This is a genomic window from Endozoicomonas sp. SESOKO3 (assembly GCF_024606255.1).
In genome coordinates this window covers 1-1071 of record NZ_JAHHPR010000661.1, presented here as the reverse complement: position 1 = coordinate 1071, position 1071 = coordinate 1, and the positions used below count along the sequence as shown (strand labels likewise).

The 1071-nt window shown below is 48.6% G+C and carries 1 protein-coding gene; it reads right to left on the bottom strand.

Features of this window, described 5'->3' with window-relative positions; translation table 11 throughout:
• Positions 1-892, bottom strand: an 892-nt coding sequence (locus tag KDK18_RS11610) for a hypothetical protein (RefSeq protein WP_257255068.1), incomplete at its 3' end; no start/stop codon positions are given.
• Positions 893-1071 lie beyond the last annotated feature (179 nt).

The window sequence follows — 1071 nt, the reverse complement described above, 5'->3', positions numbered from 1 at the left end:
GGGAATATGTGGTGTTTACAGGATCAACATAGCCTAAGCAACGAAGACAGCGTCCATTGGCCGAATGGGGGCATGAGCTTCGTCCGGGTGTTGTTTCTGTATGAACCGTCGAACTGTCTGCGGAATTAAGCGACCATTCAGTGAGCTGTCTACAGTCGGGTGAGAGTCGGAATCGACAAATACCATAACAGGGAAAGACGAAACAATTTAAGTCCAGGGTATGTAGAGGTTTTTGAGGGCCTCCGTTGCCGCCGCCTGAGTCAGAATAGAAGAGGCTAATGAAATAGCCTGCAGGTTCGGCGGCTCCCGGGGCTCGCTGCCCCGATGGTTCTAATGCCCGGGCTTGTGGTTGGTCTTGTCTATAGCCCGACATAGTAATGATTGTCACAAACGAATGATCCCCCGGTGTCAGCACAGGTCTTGCCTCTTGTTGTTCCATCGGTTTAAACAGCGGTGAATCTGGGCTCCAATAGCTTCTTAAAAGCCAACCGACAGCAACAAACACTTCAACAGGAGTCCGTGAATAAAGGCTGGAGCTCAGAGCGGCGTTTTTGATCAGGATCGGTTCGCAACCGGCCAGTAGATGGGTTGTGTAGAACCATGGCCATGCAATCGACTTAATAATGGTTGTTTTTACTCCGCAGCCGCTCAGTCTGTGCGGTTGGTCGTCAGGCGGCGAATCTGATCCCGGATCGACGTTGGTGCCGTCAATGTCTGACTGATTGTCCGGCAACGTATACCGGTCACGCTTTATAGAAAAGCTCTGGTTTGGAGAATCTGTTTTCTGTTCAAACTCGACAACAAAATGTCTTGTCAACGATTGAGCCTTGTTGGTGACAGGCAACAGGATGAGCAGCAAAAGCAGTGTTGCAGAGAGTAAATGTTTAATCATTCTATCCTTGCGTTCTGGTTTACTGAGCAAGGATAGATCAAGAGAATAAGCGTGTTTTTCTGTTAAAGGCCTTATTATATAAAACCATTGAAGTGTTAATGCATTCGTTGGCGAACCCGGACAGCGTGATCACGAGTCATCTCGCGGATAGATGGATCTCTTTGGGCGCTCTTTTAGAC